Annotated in this window: 17 protein-coding genes; 9 read left to right on the top strand and 8 right to left on the bottom strand. The window is 37.7% G+C overall.

Going from position 1 to position 17,853, the window contains the following annotated elements:
* Positions 1 to 48 precede the first annotated feature (48 nt).
* Both KV40_RS16005 and KV40_RS16000 read right to left on the bottom strand, forming a co-directional pair.
* Positions 49 to 459, bottom strand: a complete 411-nt coding sequence (locus tag KV40_RS16005; protein WP_036483502.1) for a nuclear transport factor 2 family protein — start codon at positions 457 to 459, stop codon at positions 49 to 51.
* A 97-nt stretch (positions 460 to 556) separates the two neighbouring features.
* Positions 557 to 2,125, bottom strand: a complete 1,569-nt coding sequence (locus KV40_RS16000) for a sodium:proton antiporter (protein WP_036483879.1) — start codon at positions 2,123 to 2,125, stop codon at positions 557 to 559.
* A gap of 581 nt (positions 2,126 to 2,706) precedes the next feature.
* Between KV40_RS16000 and KV40_RS15995 the strand changes: the two genes are divergently transcribed.
* Positions 2,707 to 4,929 (top strand): glycosyltransferase, encoded by a 2,223-nt coding sequence (locus tag KV40_RS15995; protein WP_081942873.1) that lies wholly within the window; start codon positions 2,707 to 2,709, stop codon positions 4,927 to 4,929.
* Between the two features lie 20 nt (positions 4,930 to 4,949).
* Positions 4,950 to 5,597, top strand: a complete 648-nt coding sequence (locus KV40_RS15990) for a DNA-3-methyladenine glycosylase (RefSeq protein ID WP_253274279.1) — start codon at positions 4,950 to 4,952, stop codon at positions 5,595 to 5,597.
* 88 nt (positions 5,598 to 5,685) lie between these two features.
* Here KV40_RS15990 and KV40_RS32220 read toward each other — a convergent pair whose 3' ends face one another.
* Positions 5,686 to 6,201 carry a DUF6658 family protein gene (locus tag KV40_RS32220; RefSeq protein ID WP_052055685.1) on the bottom strand — a complete coding sequence of 172 codons (516 nt, stop codon included), beginning with the start codon at positions 6,199 to 6,201 and terminating at the stop codon, positions 5,686 to 5,688.
* A gap of 354 nt (positions 6,202 to 6,555) precedes the next feature.
* On the opposite strand from KV40_RS32220, the gene KV40_RS15980 reads away from it, so the two are divergent.
* From KV40_RS15980 to KV40_RS15965, 5 genes are all read left to right on the top strand, one after another.
* A complete protein-coding gene (locus KV40_RS15980; RefSeq protein ID WP_036483500.1) occupies positions 6,556 to 7,404 on the top strand; it encodes a M48 family metalloprotease in 849 nt (282 codons plus the stop codon).
* 14 nt (positions 7,405 to 7,418) lie between these two features.
* Positions 7,419 to 7,961, top strand: a complete 543-nt coding sequence (locus KV40_RS15975; RefSeq protein WP_036483868.1) for a DUF456 domain-containing protein — start codon at positions 7,419 to 7,421, stop codon at positions 7,959 to 7,961.
* Positions 7,958 to 8,134, top strand: a complete 177-nt coding sequence (locus KV40_RS34985) for a hypothetical protein (protein WP_156114051.1) — start codon at positions 7,958 to 7,960, stop codon at positions 8,132 to 8,134. Before KV40_RS15975 ends, KV40_RS34985 begins: the two co-directional genes overlap by 4 nt.
* 128 nt (positions 8,135 to 8,262) lie before the next feature.
* Positions 8,263 to 8,997, top strand: coding sequence for a TIGR04283 family arsenosugar biosynthesis glycosyltransferase (locus KV40_RS15970; RefSeq protein ID WP_036483499.1), 735 nt, complete (start codon positions 8,263 to 8,265; stop codon positions 8,995 to 8,997).
* A gap of 412 nt (positions 8,998 to 9,409) precedes the next feature.
* A complete protein-coding gene (locus KV40_RS15965; protein ID WP_036483497.1) occupies positions 9,410 to 9,622 on the top strand; it encodes a hypothetical protein in 213 nt (70 codons plus the stop codon).
* 38 nt (positions 9,623 to 9,660) lie between these two features.
* Here the strand turns inward: KV40_RS15965 and KV40_RS15960 are convergent, their stop codons facing one another.
* The 5 genes from KV40_RS15960 to KV40_RS15940 all read right to left on the bottom strand — a co-directional run bounded on the left by KV40_RS15960 (position 9,661) and on the right by KV40_RS15940 (position 15,707).
* A complete protein-coding gene (locus KV40_RS15960) occupies positions 9,661 to 11,916 on the bottom strand; it encodes a glycosyltransferase (protein WP_036483494.1) in 2,256 nt (751 codons plus the stop codon).
* A 703-nt stretch (positions 11,917 to 12,619) separates the two neighbouring features.
* Complete coding sequence (locus KV40_RS36245) at positions 12,620 to 13,132, bottom strand: hypothetical protein (protein ID WP_036483492.1); 513 nt, start codon at positions 13,130 to 13,132, stop codon at positions 12,620 to 12,622.
* Between the two features lie 253 nt (positions 13,133 to 13,385).
* Positions 13,386 to 14,660, bottom strand: coding sequence for a glycosyltransferase (locus KV40_RS15950; protein WP_036483489.1), 1,275 nt, complete (start codon positions 14,658 to 14,660; stop codon positions 13,386 to 13,388).
* Between the two features lie 406 nt (positions 14,661 to 15,066).
* On the bottom strand, positions 15,067 to 15,333 hold the full coding sequence (locus KV40_RS15945) for a hypothetical protein (protein ID WP_036483487.1): 267 nt from the start codon (positions 15,331 to 15,333) through the stop codon (positions 15,067 to 15,069).
* A gap of 173 nt (positions 15,334 to 15,506) precedes the next feature.
* On the bottom strand, positions 15,507 to 15,707 hold the full coding sequence (locus KV40_RS15940; RefSeq protein WP_036483485.1) for an NblA/ycf18 family protein: 201 nt from the start codon (positions 15,705 to 15,707) through the stop codon (positions 15,507 to 15,509).
* Between the two features lie 421 nt (positions 15,708 to 16,128).
* Here KV40_RS15940 and KV40_RS15935 point away from each other — a divergent pair, with 421 nt between their 5' ends.
* The gene (locus KV40_RS15935; RefSeq protein WP_036483484.1) at positions 16,129 to 16,473 is read left to right on the top strand and encodes a hypothetical protein; all 345 of its coding nucleotides are present in this window, start codon (positions 16,129 to 16,131) and stop codon (positions 16,471 to 16,473) included.
* A gap of 176 nt (positions 16,474 to 16,649) precedes the next feature.
* A complete protein-coding gene (locus tag KV40_RS15930) occupies positions 16,650 to 17,747 on the top strand; it encodes a YcjF family protein (RefSeq protein WP_253274278.1) in 1,098 nt (365 codons plus the stop codon).
* Positions 17,748 to 17,853: the final 106 nt, after the last annotated feature.

Below are 17,853 nucleotides of genomic sequence, written 5' to 3'. Positions count from 1 at the left end.
TATTACTATTTTAAAAAAGTGCAATCGAAAAACTACAACCTCGGTAACTCATTTCGCTCTATTACTTTGATAAATAACACCAAGATATTCACGATATCCACAAATGCGATCGCCTCTGACATCAAAAGAAATGGCGACTTGATTTTGATATGGTTCTCCAAACATCAAACCAGAAGAGCGGACTTCAAAAACTACTGTCGTTTCATTGCTAGTAATTCGTTCTAAAGTTAAAAACAAGCCATTTGAAAAAACTTTCTCCGATACATAGTAAAAAAATTGAGCGGCTTTTTCTCTTCCTACATTTTTTCCTTTAAACGGTTCGATCGGAAAAGAAAAGGTAAAGTCGTCACTCAACATAGCTAAAAAATCCGTCCACGAACCAGTTGCCAAACCATGACTAAAATAGTTATATGCTTTCTGAGCAGTAGCAATTAATTCAGAATTATCAGAATCGGTCATAGAAACAATACATATTTATTGAAATTACCAAACGTGCCAAAGCGATCGCCTGCTAAAACAATAATACAGTCGTATCGCTTTAAACTTTGTTTTGCCTTTAAGTATCTCCAGCTTTGGCAATTATTTCTTGCAGAACTGGAGAAAGATTGCTGTTTAATTTACCAGCGCGAATAAACTCAGCATAAGTATCGGCTTCTATATCTAATAGTTGTTCCTGTAACTGCTCGATACTAAGCGATCGCAAATTATTATTTTCCTTTTGCATTTGCTCGATTTTGCTTTCAATATTTTGTAGTTGTCCCTTAACTAATCCTTGTTGATAGCGATAGTATTCGGGATCGATACCGTCTGCAAGGTCGTTACTGGCTAAATAATCGAGAACTCTACCTAAAGCAACTTTTCTAGCTAATAATTCTGAATATTCTTGACGTAAAGGTTGATCTCCTACCAAATTTAAAGCACCTAAAAGCCATTGAGTAGTTAAGCCTTGAACTAATAGAGTAAATAAAACTACGCCAAAAACGGTGTCGATAATTTCTTCTCTGCCGCTCAAAACAACAGGAACGCTAAGGGCAACCGCAATAGATACCGAACCCCTCAAACCACCCCACCAAAGCACAGTTTGTTCGCGCCAGTTAATTTTGGTTTTGGCGAATAAATTACTCAAGCTACCCAAACCAAAAATGACGATAATTCTGGTCAATAAAACCGCAGCGATCGCCACGATAATTAGATCTACATTATCTTTTAAACGGGTAAAATTTATCTGGTCGCCGATCAACAAAAAGACAATTGAGTTGACAAAGAAAGCTAAAAAGTCCCAAAATTCCGAAACTAATAGCCGCGTCCGTGGGTTCATACCGATACGCGAACCAAAGTTACCCAAAATCACTCCAACTGTAACTACGCCAATAACTCCAGAACCGCCAAGTTCTTCGGTAATGAGATAAGTTCCATAAGCAGAAACCAAGGTTAAAGATTGTTCTACTAGCGGTAGATCGAACCTTTGAGTGAGATAGGAAATTCCAAAGCCAATAATACTACCAATTCCCAAGCCGATGCCGACAAAGGTAAGAAAGCGAACGATGGTGGTAGAGAGAGCAAACTCGCTGTTACCTAAAGGAATATCTACCAATAACAAAAAAGCGACTACTGCCACACCATCGTTAAATAAACTTTCTCCTTCCATCACAATAGTCAGGCGTTTGCTAGCACCCAATTCTCGAAACAATGCCACTACCGAAACGGGATCGGTTGCTGCCAAGCTAGCACCCACTAATAAAGCAGTAGGTAAAGTTAAATCGGTCAAGGTACTAAGAGCATAAGCTACACCCAACACGGAAATTACCACACCGACAATAGCAAATAAACTAACAGGCAATAAACTATTTTTAAGACTGCGCCAGCGAATATTCCAGGCTGCTTCAAACAACAAAGGAGGTAGAAAAATTTCTAGAATTAGTTCTGGAGAAAGATTGACCAGACGAATATCGACAAAAGCCAAAGCTAGTCCGACAATTACTAACAACAGAGTATAGGGAATCTGCCTAAACCAGCTGAAAATCCGAGAAATTGTAGCTACAGACAGTGATACGGATAAAACAATCAGAAATTGCTCTAAATTCCCTTTAATGGAAGCCTCAGATATACTTGGGTCAACACTCATCAAGATTTCCATACAATCATTAAACATAATATCGCTCGCACAATTTTATCCTTCATCCGCTTAGAGCGATCGGTGAACGCGCTCTAATTTTAGTAATATAGTTTATTGCCAAAAAAGTTTTGAAGTTGCGTTGCTACTCTATATAATTACTAAAGCAAATTTGTAGCAGTGCGATCGTTTTGTTATTTAACTGCAAAAAAAAGTTAAAAAGTCGATAATTCATTATTAGTCAAATTAATCAACTTGATAAATCAGGTTGATTAAATGCAGTTACAAACATAGTTGAAGTTTTAGTGTGCATCAATTGCCATAATTACTGTTATCTAAAATACATTTTTTACAGAAAAAAGGCAGCCGTATAATAGCGTAAAGCTTAAGAAATTCAAGGCGATTGCACTGTGTAAAAATAAGTAAGTCGAACAGAGCATCTCGCTTTTGGCTATCGCGCTATAAGGCTGCTTAAAATACACATATTACTACTGCAATATTTAGCTAAAGATCTGGCAAAACATTAACTAGAAATTTACAAATGTTTTGCTAAAGTGTGCCTACCCGAATAAATACATCGATCTTTAGTTCATATGCAAACTATTAAACCAGTATCGAAACCTAGAGACAGAGTTTGGATTGACTGGCAGATATTATCAAATTTTAAGATTCGCATACCTACTTTGATAATACTAGGGATACTGAGTTTTTTTAGTAGTATCGCCATTTCCTGGTTTTTGGGAAATACCTACGTTACCGAATTATTTATACAATTACATTTAATACAAGAAAATCCTCCGAGTTGGCTGACACCACCCAAGTGGGGTAAGCAATACTATTTATTAATTCCAACATTAGTTTTATTTTTACTGGCACAGATAGTTATGAAACTATCTCCCAAGCCTAAAACTTGGTCGCGTCGCTTATTAGCTGGCGTTTTATTTATTTTAGTGGTTCGTTATTTACTTTGGCGATCGCTTACTACTCTCAATCTAACTAACCCTGCCGACGGAATTTTTAGCTTAACGCTCCTGTTTATGGAAATTGTTGCTATGGCATCGGCGACAATCCAGCTATTATTGATGTTTACCGTTAAAGATCGAAAGTCGGAAGCAAATTCTTATAGTAGAGCGGTTGTTGAAAAAAAATATAGTCCTAGCGTCGATATTTTAATACCTACATATAACGAACCAGACTTTATTCTCAAAAGAACTATTATAGGTTGTCAAGCTCTTAACTACGAGCATAAAAAAATTTATGTTTTAGATGACACAAGAAGACCGCAAATTAGAAAATTAGCTAAAGAATTGGGCTGTAAATACTTTACTAGACCTGATAATTCACACGCCAAAGCAGGTAATTTAAATCAGGCGATCGCACGTACTAACGGCGATCTGATTGTGGTTTTTGATGCAGATTTCGTGCCGACGACTAATTTTTTAGAACGAACTATTGGTTTTTTTGTCAATCCCAAAGTTGGTTTGGTTCAAACTCCCCAAAGTTTTTATAACAGCGATCCCATTGCCAAAAATTTGGGTTTAGAAGATGTTCTAACTACTGAAGAAGAACTTTTTTATCGACAAGCGCAGCCGATTAAAGATGGCGCGGGTAGTTTAGTCTGTGCTGGAACTTCTTTCGTAGTAAGACGCGAAGCACTACAAAAAATTGGTAACTTTTCTACAGATTCAATCTGCGAAGATTACTTCACGGGCATTCGTCTGTCTGCCAAAGGTTACGAACTGGTTTACTTAGATGAAAAACTAAGTGCTGGATTGGCTGCCGAAAGTCTTGCCGCTCATATCGATCAAAGATTGCGTTGGTCGCGAGGAACTTTACAGGCATTTTTTATCAAGTCCAATCCCTTAACTATTCCTGGTTTGAATTTATGGCAGAGATTGGGGCATTTAGAATTATTGTTTCACTGGTTTACCTGTATTCCCCGTCTCTTCTTTTTATTCGTTCCCATAATCTGCATTTTTGGTGGTCTAAATCCAGTTTTAGCCACTGCTGCTGAAGGACTTTATATGTTTGTTCCTTTATATGCAATGTTTATAACCTGTTTTGCCTGGTTGAACGAGCGATCGCGTTCGGCACTTCTGGCAGATCTTTACGCTATACTGCAAGCTTTTCCCGTAGCAATTTCAGTTATCAATGTAATGTTTAGCCCTTTTTCCCAAGGATTTAAAGTAACTCCAAAAGGACAGTCAAGAAATCGATTTCGCTTTAACTGGAGTTTAGCAGTACCTTTAATTGTCTTTTTGATAGCTACGATAATTAGTTTCTATGTCAGCATAACAAACATACCTTCTAGCGGGTTTAATATTGGTTTGTGGTGGAGCGTCTACAATCTTTTGACCATTAGCGTTGCCCTGATAACCCTATTGGATATACCGCAACCGAGTTTTTATGAATGGTTTTCCAATTGCCAACAGATAAAAATTACCAGTGGCAATTGCATCTATTATGGAGTTACGCAAAAAATATCTGAAGAAGGTATGGAGGTACTGCTAGATCCAGCAGTAAATCTCGATACGAAAATTACTGTAGAAATTTTAGGAGAGAATCTAACTCTATCGGGATCCGTTACTCGCAGCTATGTCGGAGAAAAAGGATATAGAGCGATTATAAAATTTTATAACCTAACTTTACCCCAACATAGAAGTCTGATAAATCTGCTTTATTGTCGCCCTGGACAATGGCAAAGACGCAATGCACCAGGAGAATTACAGTCAATAGCAATTCTCTGTAAAATGATGCTCAGACCATTAATATTTTTAAATCGCAAACGAGCCAGTCAATTAGTCAAGCAATACTAGACTGGTTCGAGAGATCTGATGTGACTGAGAATAACAAAAGCGAAATTACCAATAAGCTAGCAATCGTATCAAACTTGGACATAGGTTTGCAAGAACTAATTCAACGCGATCGCGATTTAGCTCAAATTGTCAACACGTTAGGTAAACCACCAAACTGGCAGAGACAGCCTGGCTTTGCCACTTTAATTCAAATTATTTTAGAACAGCAGGTTTCTCTAACTTCTGCCAAGGCAGCATACGATCGCCTTCGCGCTACAGTCGAACCTCTAACCCCAGAAAACTTTTTGACTTTAGATGCCCTTCAGCTTCGAGCAGTTGGTTTCAGTCGGCAAAAAAGTAATTACGCTCTTGAGTTAGCAAGTGCTATTGTTAGCGGTCGGTTAAATTTGAACGAACTTCAAAAATTAGATGATTGGTTAATTAGAAGCGAGTTGACGAAAATCAAAGGAATTGGCAACTGGACGGTAGATATGTATTTAATGATGGCTCTACAACGTCCCGACGTTTTTCCAGTAGGTGATTTGGCTGTAGCCGTCGCAGTACAGAGAATCAAAAACTTGGCTACTAGACCCAAACCAGTAGAATTGTTATCAATTGCTGAGGCTTGGCGACCCTGGAGAGCGATTGCCACTAAGATTTTATGGCACTACTATTTAAATAATAAATAGCTATAAGCCGTAAGCTTTAAGCTTTAAGCTATAAAAAACCCCCGACTTTCTATCGAGGGCATTTAAAAAAATTATTTCATTTTACTGTTTAGTTGAGATCGGGTAAAAAGTCCGAAGCATCTTCAAACATTTGCCCTGTTTTTTCTAAGAGTCGGGCATTTGGATCGGAGCGATCGAGATTGGGTTGTTGTTTGGGTGCGGGAATTTGCTTGGGATCTAATAACTCTTTTTTGCGTTCGGGACTGACAAAATCATCATTACTATATAAAGATTTAGAAGAAGTTGTATTGGGATACAATAAGCCTTCATCAGTTTTGTCGGGAATATCTGTGGCGATCGCAGTTTCTAGAGGCTGTAGCAAACTAGCGCGATCGTCTGTTTCTAATCTGGGATCGGTAGGAACTTTATACTGAGTATAGTCATCGCCACCACCTTTATGAGGGTTGTTTTGTCCGCCTAACTGAACTGGAGGATTTTCAGGACGCGCACCTAAATCATTACCGCTATTACAAGCTGTAGTAAATAATATAACTATTCCTAAGACGAAAGTGGTTAATAGTTTACTTAGGCGCAATTTTTTAGAAAAATTAGCTATTTTTTGCATGAGAAATCTATTTATGGTTTTAAATGCTGGAGTGACAGAAAGACAAACAGTCAAGTGTATACAAGTGTGCCTATTAAATAAAATTACTACTTGGCGATCGCTATAACGTATTTACTGGTAATTACCTCAGTCGCAATCGCAGCTAACTGCTATTTATAAGATCGTTCTTCAAACACTCACTCAATGTTTATCTTTGTCGATCGCCAAACTAATTGCTTCTAACAAAAGTCTCATTCTTGCCTTAGTCAAAAACTAAATTTTTCATTCTTCAGACAGAAACTAAAATTTTGCTTTAGCTATTGTGGTAATATCCTGTTAATACCTCTATGCTATAAATTGGGAGCAAATAATCGGGTGGGACGCTTACTAATTCGTTTGGGTATCGGATTGATTTTTGCTGTTTTTGGATTGTTTAGTTACTTTACCAACGTTACCGATAATCCTATTACTGGCGAAAAACAACGAATACAGCTTTCTCCCCAACAAGAAATAGTTATTGGCAAAGAATCTAGCGCCGAAATGGCACAGCAGTATGGAGGACTGGCTGTGGATAATATTTTGCAGCAATATATAGATAAGGTAGGTAATAGCGTAATTACTAGTTCTACTGCCAAATCCGCTCCCTATCCTTTTGAATTTCACCTTTTGCGCGATCGCCAAACTATCAATGCTTTCGCGCTTCCTGGAGGACAGATATTTATTACCCAGGCTTTATTAAGTCGCCTTAATTCTGAAGCTCAACTTGCAGGCGTTTTGGGTCATGAGGTAGGTCATGTAGTTGCCAGACACGGCGCAGAACATTTAGCCAGACAGCAGTTAGGAACGGTTTTAGTTAATGCTATAGGTATAGCAGCCAGTGAAGATCCCAGCGACGGCAGACAAGCAGCTATTATCGCCCAGGTAGTCAATCAAATGGTCAATCTAAAATACGATCGAGATGACGAACTTGAAAGCGATCGCCTGGGTTTACGCTTTATGACTGAGGCAGGATATAGTCCCCAGGGTTTATTAGAATTAATGGAAATTCTCAATTCTGCTAATGGTTCTGGCGGGCAACCTGAATTTCTCAGCACACATCCCAATCCTGATAACAGAGTAGAGCAACTGGTAGCGTTAATTAATGAGAATTATCCTCAAGGGATTCCCAAATCTTTAATCGAAGGAAGACAAAATTTTACTCAGTTGGTATCTCCCCGTCTTTAATGGATTATTTAAATATGGACTTAATTACTGTTTACTGGCTCGTGTTAGCGATGATGATTGTAGGAGTCATCGGTGCGATTATTCCTGGACTTCCAGGCAGCAGTATCATTCTGAGTGCAATTTTAATTTGGAGTGTCGCTACCAACTTTGCAGGTGTGGGCTGGCCCTTAATTTTAATTTTTATCGTCTTAATTTTGAGTGCGGTAGTAGAGTATCTGGCACTTTATTTTGGAGTTAAACGAGCGGGTGCGAGTAAATGGAGTCAGTTTGGTGCGATTGCTGGTATGGTTTTGGGCTTTTTTGGTTTTTTACCTGCCTTACCATTAGGAGGACCATTAATTGGAGTGCTGCTGGGTGCAATTTTAGGTGCATTTATTGGTGAATATCTCTATCGCAGTAACCTTGACGGTAACAACAGATTGAGACAAGCATTTAAAGCTAGTATGGGTGTAGTAGTCGCTTCAATTGTTGGCAACGTTATTGAGGCAATTTTAGCTGCATTAGCTGTAGTTATCTTTGTTCTTAGTACTTGGTCTTTAGTTCATCTGGGTCAATGATGAATTATTTACTAGCCTCAGCTTTCTTTTTACTAACTCCGATCGCTTTGATTGTTCATCTGGCAGCAAGCCAGGATCGACCTAATTCTTACCGCAATAAAATAGGCTATGTTTATGGAGGCATTTGGGCGATCGCACTACTCTATTTTTTTTGGCTGTTTATTAATTTATAGAACTAATAAATGTTACTGAAGACAGGTACGGCAGTAATAGCAATTGAGTAAAGATAATATAAGCATACATCACCTAACGCAGCAGGCATAAACCTCGATCGCCATGCTGTTTAATTATTATTTTGTCAATGTCTTCAGAAATTTCGATTATTATTCCGACTTTAAACGAAGAAAATTCTTTAAAAAGAACTTTAAATAATCTAACTCTGTTAGACCCCCCTCCCAAGGAAATTATAGTTGTAGACGGAGGTAGTCAAGATAATACGTTAAACATTGCTCGTCAAGCGGACGTTTCATTGTTAATTTCCAAACAAGCAGGTCGCTCGATACAAATGAACCTGGGTGCCAAAGCAGCCGCAGGAGATATTCTTTGTTTTCTTCATGCCGATACTTTAGTACCTGACGATTTAATGGTAGTAATCGAAAAAACGCTAAAAAACCCCGATCTTGCTGGAGGCGGTTTTATTTCGCTAATGAACGGGCAACAGCACACTCGCTGGGGAGTTTCTTTACACAATTACTTAAAAACTTACTACGCACCCTTAATATTTCGACCCCACTTGTTTTTTAAAGGTCTACGAATTTTGTTTGGCGACCAGGTAATATTTTGTCGTCGCAGTGATTTTTGGCATTGTGGTGGTTATGACGAAAAATTATCAATTATGGAAGATGCAGATATTTGCATCAAACTGTTGCCATACGGCAGAATTTGTTTGGTAAACCGTATCGTCCAATCTAGCGATCGCCGCGTAGCTAAATGGGGTTTTCTAAAAGCTAATATTATCTATCTCTTTATCGGTTGCTTATGGGGTGTTGGTGTTTCTGCAACCTATCTCAAACAATTTTACAATGAAATTCGCTGATTTTTCGTTTATCTAACATTCATGATGGTACGGAAAAACTATCAGAGTCACTCATTCCATCTTCACCCACGCTATTAGATAACTAAAATATTCTCATTTTTCTTACTCAATTCGCTCAAATTCGTTTTTTTTATTTGTCTTGAAGCATAAATTTCAACAAACAACCATATAAAAATAAAATAAACTTAAATTGTAACTTCAAATGCTAGAACGAGGGTTGACAAGTGGGAAAAAAGTTATAATATTTTAATGTTAAGCTAAATAATTCTTAATCTCACTGTCACAATTACTATAGCTAAAAGTAAAAAAACGAAAGTTTATTTGGGTAAATCCTAAAAATATTAGCAGTGAAAAAAAATATACTTAATGTTCGACTATCTAACAAAAGTATAGATGTAAAGAGGAACTAGTAATGTTAGCAATTTCTATAGTAACTTTATCAGTTGCAGCGATCTCTATATACCTTAGCTCTATTATTGAAGATGATGTTTTTAAAGCAGGAATGCGGTTTACGGCTTTGACCTTTAGTTTGATCACCTTGTTTTGCGCGCCCTGGATTTTAAAGCTAGGTTTGGTAATCATACCTTTAATTTTAGGTAGCTTTAATTCCTTGTCGTTAGAATAAATTAAGCTACAGCGAACCGCTAAAGATTATTGGTTTGGCTAAATTTGCGAGACATGAATACCGTTAATCTCTGGATTACGACCGAATAAAACTCTAGGGCGTAGTAAAATTCTAAGCAACAACCACAAAGAACGTAACTCGCCTGGTGTATTGCGTCGCTTCCACTGACCAGGACGACAAAATAGAATAGCGATTAGCTTCCTTTCCTCACTCACGCTCAGGTGCTCGAAAAGAATTTTGACATTTAAAAAATCTTGACCTAGAGCGACTGCCGTAATCACTCCTGTAATAGCAATTTTTTCTTCTAAAATTAATATATTTGCAGGTAAAGTTTCTCCTTTACTCAATTTTGTCAGACCCGACTGAGTTATAGAAATATCTGCACCTACTTCCGAGATTAAAGTAGTTACTCCCCAATATTCTTGTTTTCCCGTTGGCGTTTCCACTTCTAGTTTTACCGTTCGTCTCAACCTAAACCACTCATGTAAATCTGGTTTGGGTACATCTAGCAAAATTAATAAAGCTGCACCAATAGTAACTAGGTTATAAATACTCCAAATCCAGCCTAGATTTAAACCCCGCATTTGTTCTGTAAGCTGAAAAGAATTGTGTATTGCCGAAATTGCACAAGCATACAGATTTGACCAAAAACTAAGAGCATTAAAAATAAATAATATTATTAAAGGAAAAGCTAAATTCCAATTAAAAGAAAAGCGATCGCTTTTAGTGCCTTTAGGTGTGACTTTAAAGCCTTTAGAAAAAGGATTGAGCATAACTTTAACTACGGTAACAGCTAACGGAAAAGCTAAAACCAAACTATAAATACCCGATAATATTGCCGAACGCGATCGATAATTCAGCCATGAAAAAACGGTTATTTGAGTCAGATAGTAAGGTAAAAAGAAATACAAAAATTCGTCTGTTGTAGCTCGAATGGGAATTACATTTAAAAACGCATAAGCTAAAGGCATTAAAAGAAAAAATACGGTAGCGATACTGGTAAACCAGTGCAACAAACCTTCAAAATGAGCCAGTCTTTGCAAAGGATTTAATCCAGGAATAGTTAAAGGATTAGACTTAATAAAAAATGCCTGTAAAGTTCCCCTCGCCCAGCGCAATCTTTGCATAGCATGAGCGGAAATGTTTTCAGCAGCTAAACCCGCACTTAGTTTTTCATCCAGGTAAGCCAAGCGATAGCCTCTAGCCGATAATCTAATTCCCGTAAAGTAATCTTCACTTAAAGAGTCGGTAACAAAACCGCCAATAGACTCTAAAGCTTGACGACGCACCACAAAAGAAGTCCCCGCACAAACTACGCTCCCCGCACCATCTTTAATTGGTTGTAGTTGGCGATAAAATACCTCTTCTTCTGGAGTCAAAATATCTTCTAAACCTAAGTTGCGAGCAATGGGATCGGTATTATAAAAGCTTTGAGGAGTTTGCAGTAGAGCCAGCTTTTCATCTTGAAAAAAACCTAAAGTACGGTGTAGAAAATTTTGTGTTGGTACAAAATCCGCATCAAAAACAACTATAAACTCTCCTCTGGTTAGAGGCAGGGCATGATTGAGATTTCCCGCTTTAGCATGAGCGTTATTCGGACGAGTTATATATTGACAGCCCAAGTCTTTTGCCAGTCGGGCAACTTGAGGTCTTTGAGTATCGTCTAATAAATAAACTTTTTTACGCTCGTAATTTATAGCCTGACAGCCGATTACGGTACGCCGCAAAATAAATTCTGGCTCGTCATAAGTAGGAATTAAAATATCTACAGTGGGATTAAACGTACCATCTTTTACCTGCACCGATAAACGTTCGGCTTCTGGCTGACGATTTTTAAATCTAAGCATTAAAAATAACTGTAGGCTACTACTAAAAAGCATCAGCATTTCTAAAGCAAACAAAGTAATACTAAAAGTTCCGTCTATAGGATTACTTAAATTGAGAGTTGAAAGCGATCGCCACAATAAATAGCGAATAGTCAAACATAACAAAATTACAATTAATAATACTCTCGACCAAGTACGAGGTTTATCAGAAATTTTAGTAATTACAAAGACAGTTATAAATAAAATAATTGCAGGTGCAAGCAAGAATTTTCCCATTACCATAGGTGCTTCTACCCAAACGGGAGGCTGTTCTTGCAGCAAATTTAAATAAGCAAAAATATCGTCAATAGCTCCCAATCCAGCAGCCCAGAGTAAGGCTAGAATTGCAGCAATTAAAACAACTGCAATAGACAGAACAGTAGCCATTTTAGGCTGTATTGTTCTGGGCTTGGTTTCATTTACGGTCATATATTTTTGAAGATCGTTCTTTATTTATGTTTTTATTGTAATCTTAACGAGTAAACTAAGAACTGAGCGCAAAGTTGTTTGCTTTAAGTTAACCAACACAAAGGTAAAAAAAGAGTAAAGCTATTACTCTATCTTCATAAAAATTTGCTATCTAAAAGTTAAATATTTTTTAGTTTTAAAACCAATACGATTGGTTTTGGCATGGCGATCTTCTGACTACCGATCGAGTTTTTAGTATATTAATTATATCTAAGTGCGACCTGAAAAGCTGACTGCCTGACACAAGTATCTATAAAGTAGTGATATACAGTAACTAAAAAAAAGGAGAGAATTTATGGTTAGCTAAAAATAGATGTTTTTAAGCTTTGTATTCCATGTCTACCTCTACCACACCTCGCGCGTGTTTCAGGCGAAGAAACTTAGTCTGAGCCTTCGGCTTGCTGACGCAAACGACTTGCTCAGCAACCGCCAAGTTCGCTCGTCTTTATAATCAACTGTTCGGATTGCTAAGTCAACATAGTAACTAACGCGATCTACTATTATGCTCTTGGCTGACCGTGGTTTCGCTAATGCAGTCAGCTTTAATATTTACTACATAAATTGTTTGACAAAAAAAGACGCTCTAAAGCGAGCGTCCATCGAGCTTATATTGGTGTTAACAATTTACGGGTTTTGCTAATAACGATTTGCTTTTTATTAGTAGTTAAACAGTGCGATCGTGACGGGGATCGACATAGTCAGTTCTGGTAGTGGTAGTAGGTGTATGAACTACTTTTTTCTTACCGCCAGCCAAACCAAATAAACCAATCAAACCTAACAAACCAAGCCAGCCCCAGTTAGAACGTGCTTCAACTTCTTCAACAGCTGCTGATATTTCTGCTTGCGCGTCCTCAGCAGCGCGATTGATGTTTTGTTGGGCATCTCTAGCGGTATTTTCAATGTTTTGCTCGGCTTCATTATAGGTTCTTTGAGCTGCTTCGCCTGTGTTTTCTAATCCTTGTTCGGCTGCTTCGCCTGTGTTTTCTACGGAGTTACCCAAAGCACTGCCAGCATCTTGAAGATTTTCGCCAGCATTATCCAGATTTTGCTCGGCTTGGTTTAGATTGTTATCTACAGTTCCTTCTCTTTCTTGGCTATAAGCTGCTCCAGAAGACAATACCAAACTGGTAGCCAAAACTGTAGAACCCAAAATTTTAGATAAATTAAATAACTGCATATTAAAACTCCTGATTGCTTTTAATAAATAAACTAGTCTCATATGAAACACTTAGATTATTTGCCACAAATAAGTAAAATAGGTACGAGCAACAATTGCTTCTGTTTGCTGCACTTTACCTCACGAAACTTACCATATAGCATTCTTTTTTGAATTTCATATTAGTATTGGAAGCTAAAAAGAAAAAATGCGATAAACACTATGCATTTATCGCTGTTTTCTTTCTATATTATAACATAATACAAACGCGATGTCAACTGACTACATTACTAGTTAAAAACTCTTGATGTAATCTTCCCAATTCTTCTAAATAGAGTTCATCTAACTGCTTGGCTACTCCAGTCCAGCTAAACTGAGACTTAACTCTTTTCTTAGCAGCTTTACCCAGGCGATCGCGCTCCTGAGAATCGTCGAGAATACGAGAAATAGCATTAGCAAAAGCTTCTTCATTTTTTGGTGGTGCGAGAAAACCTGTTTCTCTATCGACTACAGTGTATTGCAATCCACCTACAGCAGAAGCTACTACAGGAGTACCAGCAGCCATTGCCTCGATCGCCACCAGACCAAAGGGTTCGTAATGACTGGGAACTACGCAAACGTCAGCTGCTGCGTAATATGATGCTAATGTTGAATGTTCTAGTTGACCGACGAAAGTAGTAACTGTTTCTAATTCTAGTTCTCTGACGATACCTTCAATTCTTTCTTTTTCTCTACCATCTTTTTGTCCTGAAGTGCTACCGCCTGCAATAATTAGTTTAAAGTTGGCGTACCTTTCTAGATCTAATTTACCGACAGCCCTGACTAAGGTTTCTATTCCTTTACGGGGATCGAAACGTCCTGCATAAAAAACAACTTTAGCATCAGAATCGATGTCTAATTTTTCTCTTGATTCATTACGAGACACCTTGCCAAAAATATCAATATCGGTACCGCAAGGAACAATATCAATATTACCTTTAGTCGAAACCAAAGTTTGCATGTGCTGTTTTTCTTGCGGTGATGTTGCCACCACAACATCAGAATTTTCTAAACACTTTTTCTCAATATTTAGGCGGGTACTAGCAATCATTGGAATTGTAGTGACTGATTTGTACTTGACCGCACCCAAAGAATGATAGGTGTGAAATGTTTTGACTTGCTGACGCTGCCTAATTTCTTTACCTACAGCAGCCGAAAGCCAGTAATTAGTGTGAATTATAGGATATATAGTTTTAGTTTCATGCTGAAAATCAAAAAAAGCACTAACGAAGTCTGAAACGTAGTTATAGATTTTTTGGCGTTCGATAAATTCAGCAGGACCAGCAGTCAAACGAATGGTGCGACAGTTAGAATTGTGTTCGACAATTTTTTCTTGTTGAGCATCGCTTCGACGAGTAAACATATCTACTTGCCATCCCAAACGCGACAAAGCTTCTCCTACTTGTCTTACGTATACGTTTTGTCCGCCAGCTTCTTCTTTGCCAACGTCAATAGCTGGATCTCCGTGAACGGAAATAAGAGCTATTTTGCCTCTTTTGTTAGGTAACATGGGTGTTTGTGTTGGTTGGTTGAATGAAATTAATAATTACAGTTCGAGCTAAAAAAAGCTTACTTATATTTACAGTAAAAGTAATCTTTCTGAAGAAATAAATCTTTTGGCGAAATCAAACTGTAAATTAATTTTAACCTGCGGTTTTTTTCAATCTAAAATGTTTTCTCTTGCTGAATGTATTACGAATTAGCTAACAATAGTTGTGAAACATAACAACTTACTAATGCCGAAACAAAAAGTACCACAGTTTTTGTTTGCAAGTAATACATTTTTATAGGTCTACAAACATCAACAATCTAGGCAAAAACCTTAATCTGAAAAGAACAAAGCCCCCAAGACTATATATCTTAAGTCTCTGGAGGCTTTAATAACAGTAGCGGAGCTTGTTAATAGTTATTTAGGTTTATCGCCACTGACGCTCACCATCTTCGTCGGTTCTAGCTTGGCGAATTACATCAGAAATTTCCTGTGCATCTTTAACATGATGCAATTCTTCTTTTTCTCCATCTTCGCCTTCGACTTCAAAGTAGGCAGGAGTTTCGACTTTACCTGCAATATCCCAGGTATCTACTGCCTTTTGCTCTGATTTTTCTTCTTTTGATTTAGAAGGATCTATAATATCGCCTTCATTGGCTGTAGATCTGGTTTTTTCGTTGTCGTGATTATTCATACCAAAATTGTTCTTTAATATTTTTTTCGTGTCATACTAAACCATAATCATTATTGTCGATAACCGATACACTTGTCATCGTTAATTAGTTGTAGGTCTGACAGAAAAATATCTTTCTGATGTGGTAGCAGTTCGTAGTTTGCTATTTGATCTGTCAAAAGCAAAATTTTCAGCTAGTAGCTAGATAAGTTTTGCTTCATTAACTCTCTGATAATATTATCTTTGACCATTAATAACTTGGAAGCTTCCATCAATAAAGACAGAGCCTGTTCGTGAGACATGAGCTGCGTAGACTGCTCGAATATTTTCATTTGAAACTGTTGTTCCAAACTTAGCTCGGTACTTTGTTTTAGGTTCAAAAAGTTGTTGTCCATAGGTTTTTCTCCACGCTCTCAATAGCTGAAATTATCTAGCTATAGTAGTTCACGAGGAATTTCGGAACTATGCCTAAGATAACTTTGGAATCTAAATAAAAACTTCTATCATAGGGAAGATAATTGTAAATTTATTTTACAAAGCCTTGTAAAAAAGCACTTTATCTACAGTTTGACAACCGTATTAAAAGGACAACACTATAGCCGAGGTTGGATGAAGTAGGTTTGTGTAAAAAGGTTTATATTATTTAACAATAGAAAATGACTGACTATAATCTACGATATAAGCGGAAAAACTAGCTGCATGGCACCGTAAATCCATAAAATACAAGCGAACGATTTAGTTCATAAGAAAGATGTCGTGGTATTTTAAGATTGCTAAGATTAAGTTTGTAATCGAAATATAACTGAGGTCAAAAAAATGAAATTGACTGGATTAAAAAAAATTTTTCAAACATCAGTACGTTTTATAGTAACTGCATTTATTTGTGGTTTACTGGTATTTTCTAGCGTTTTGCCTGCCCAAGCTGCAGCAGATAGTAATCCGAGAAAAGGAGAGGCTAATTTAAACTCGATTCAGAAAGAAACTGACGATGTTGCAAAATCAAATCCTCGTAACATGGAAGAAACTATGCAGAAAGCAAAAGAAGGTACGAACGAAGTACAGGGTGCTGCCGATACTGAAGAAATGGTGCAACCTGGGGAAACTGGTGCTGAAAGCGTAGAAGATAAAGCAAATAACTTTTTACAAAATTTGACTAAGTAAGATTGAGTAACAGATAAGTACAATAGTAAAAATTAAACGCCGATAATAAATAAAAAAAGCGATCGCGTTTTTAATTGCATCTAACGCAACTAATAAAATCTGTGTATTGTAAGATAAGGTGGGCTAAGCTCACCTTATTGTTTTGCTTATAAAACATTTTGGCTGAGGAGCGATAGATGACAGACAAAGAAACATCACCAGTTGATAGAGAAAAAAACCCTCTCGAACAAGTAATTGAAAATACCTGGAGTTTGGTTGAAGCAACTATGGAAGTGGCTGGTTCTATCGGCAATCTTACCGAACAGGCAGCGATAGAGTCTCAAAAGCTTTTAGAACACGCTACCGACCAGACAGGAAAAACCTTACAGGCAATAGCAGACAATCCTTTGCTCAAAGGAATCGATCGCACCTTTGGTTTGGACTGGCTGATGACTTTGCTGGGCAAGGTAGATACTAAAGAAGTAAAAGCTACAGTCGATAGTTTAAAAACTCGATATCCGCAAGAAACACCCAGCCAAATTGCCCATCGTTTAATCGTAGAAAAAACCTGGCAAGCAGGACGATTGGGACTAATAACTAATATTATTCCGCCCGTAGCTGCAATTTTACTCGGTGTAGAATTAATTGCCACTACTAAACTGCAATCAAAGATGGTCTATGAGATTGCTGCAGCTTACGGTTTGGATCTCGACGAACCCGCTAGAAGAGGTGAAGTTCTAGCAATTTTTGGCTTATCTTTGGGTGGTAATTTTTTAAAAACTGGTTTGAGTTTGGTAGAAATTATTCCAGGAATTGGTGCGGTTGTGGGAGCTTCTAGCGATGCAGCATTGCTCTATGTTTTAGGTAGAACCGCCTGTCGCTTTTACGAAGGTAAGTATCAGCCTTTTGGTGATAAAGGAACGACTAAAGCCTGGGAAGAGCAAACTAGCGCCGACTGGAATTCAGCGATCGCGCAGTCACAAATTATGGATGGTATTTTGGCTCACATGGTAAGAACTACATATCCAGATCGCTCTTGGTCGAATCTTCCTGAAATTAGCGAAACTATTACTCCTGCAATTCAAGAAATGGCAACGAATATACAAAATATCGAACCTTTTGAGTCTTTGCTTGCCAAACTTGCTCCCGACTTTGCTCCTGTAGTATTGAGCAGATGCTATGCGATCGCTCGCACCAACGGTGAAATTACTCCAGAAGAACAGGCAATTATTGATGCGATCGCACTTAAATTTGAACTCGACGTACGGCAGTTGACAGAGACTAATAGCGAGTAGCAGAAAAGGGGTAAAGGTAAAAAAGAAAGGAAGTCTCTAACTAGATCGTTTTTTTTCCTTACCCTTTCACCTTTTACCATGCAACTTCTAAAGCTTCAAGTCTAGG

The sequence above is a fragment of the Myxosarcina sp. GI1 genome, from assembly GCF_000756305.1.
In the GTDB taxonomy this organism is placed as follows: domain Bacteria; phylum Cyanobacteriota; class Cyanobacteriia; order Cyanobacteriales; family Xenococcaceae; genus Myxosarcina.
Note: the sequence above shows the minus strand (reverse complement) of the source record. Positions and strands in the feature narration are given on the sequence as shown.

Excerpts from the sequence above, each read along its gene's own strand:
- KV40_RS15995 (WP_081942873.1), top strand. The coding sequence starts at position 2,707 with ATGCAAACTATTAAACCAGTATCGAAACCTAGAGACAGAGTTTGGATT.
- KV40_RS15960 (WP_036483494.1), bottom strand. The coding sequence starts at position 11,916 with ATGACCGTAAATGAAACCAAGCCCAGAACAATACAGCCTAAAATGGCT.
- KV40_RS36245 (WP_036483492.1), bottom strand. The coding sequence starts at position 13,132 with ATGCAGTTATTTAATTTATCTAAAATTTTGGGTTCTACAGTTTTGGCT.
- KV40_RS32220 (WP_052055685.1), bottom strand. The coding sequence starts at position 6,201 with ATGCAAAAAATAGCTAATTTTTCTAAAAAATTGCGCCTAAGTAAACTA.
- KV40_RS16000 (WP_036483879.1), bottom strand. The coding sequence starts at position 2,125 with ATGAGTGTTGACCCAAGTATATCTGAGGCTTCCATTAAAGGGAATTTA.
- KV40_RS15950 (WP_036483489.1), bottom strand. The coding sequence starts at position 14,660 with ATGTTACCTAACAAAAGAGGCAAAATAGCTCTTATTTCCGTTCACGGA.
- KV40_RS15940 (WP_036483485.1), bottom strand. The coding sequence starts at position 15,707 with ATGGACAACAACTTTTTGAACCTAAAACAAAGTACCGAGCTAAGTTTG.
- KV40_RS15930 (WP_253274278.1), top strand. The coding sequence starts at position 16,650 with ATGACAGACAAAGAAACATCACCAGTTGATAGAGAAAAAAACCCTCTC.
- KV40_RS16005 (WP_036483502.1), bottom strand. The coding sequence starts at position 459 with ATGACCGATTCTGATAATTCTGAATTAATTGCTACTGCTCAGAAAGCA.
- KV40_RS15970 (WP_036483499.1), top strand. The coding sequence starts at position 8,263 with ATGTCTTCAGAAATTTCGATTATTATTCCGACTTTAAACGAAGAAAAT.
- KV40_RS15945 (WP_036483487.1), bottom strand. The coding sequence starts at position 15,333 with ATGAATAATCACGACAACGAAAAAACCAGATCTACAGCCAATGAAGGC.
- KV40_RS15965 (WP_036483497.1), top strand. The coding sequence starts at position 9,410 with ATGTTAGCAATTTCTATAGTAACTTTATCAGTTGCAGCGATCTCTATA.
- KV40_RS15935 (WP_036483484.1), top strand. The coding sequence starts at position 16,129 with ATGAAATTGACTGGATTAAAAAAAATTTTTCAAACATCAGTACGTTTT.
- KV40_RS34985 (WP_156114051.1), top strand. The coding sequence starts at position 7,958 with ATGATGAATTATTTACTAGCCTCAGCTTTCTTTTTACTAACTCCGATC.
- KV40_RS15975 (WP_036483868.1), top strand. The coding sequence starts at position 7,419 with ATGGACTTAATTACTGTTTACTGGCTCGTGTTAGCGATGATGATTGTA.